The organism is Pseudomonas sp. PS01299, assembly GCF_029960145.1.
Taxonomy (GTDB): Bacteria; Pseudomonadota; Gammaproteobacteria; order Pseudomonadales; family Pseudomonadaceae; genus Aquipseudomonas; species Aquipseudomonas putida_A.
This window is the reverse complement of the sequence record NZ_JASCPO010000529.1, coordinates 1-285: the sequence shown is the minus strand read 5'-3', so window position 1 is coordinate 285 and position 285 is coordinate 1. Positions and strand designations below refer to the sequence as shown.

Here is a 285-nt window from a genome sequence, read left to right as displayed (position 1 = left end):
GCCTCGCCCAGCGCACGCAGAAGTCCACCGAAGAGATCGAAGAGCTGATCGTCGGCCTGCAGAACGGTACCCAGCAAGTGGCAACGATCATGGACAACAGCCGCAGCCTGCCCGACAGCAGCGTCGAACTGACCCGCCGCGCCGGTGGCTCACTGGAAAGCATCACCCGCACCGTCTCGGCGATTCAGGCGATGAACCAGCAGATTGCAGCGGCAGCCGAGCAGCAGAGTGCCGTGGCCGAGGAGATCAACAGTAGCGTGCTGAATGTGCGGGATGTGTCGGATC

The 285-nt window shown here is 63.2% G+C and carries 1 protein-coding gene; it reads left to right on the top strand.

Annotated elements, in window-relative coordinates; genetic code table 11:
* Nucleotides 1-285 (top strand): methyl-accepting chemotaxis protein (locus QMX91_RS31425; RefSeq protein WP_282413927.1); only part of this gene is annotated, 285 nt, incomplete at both ends.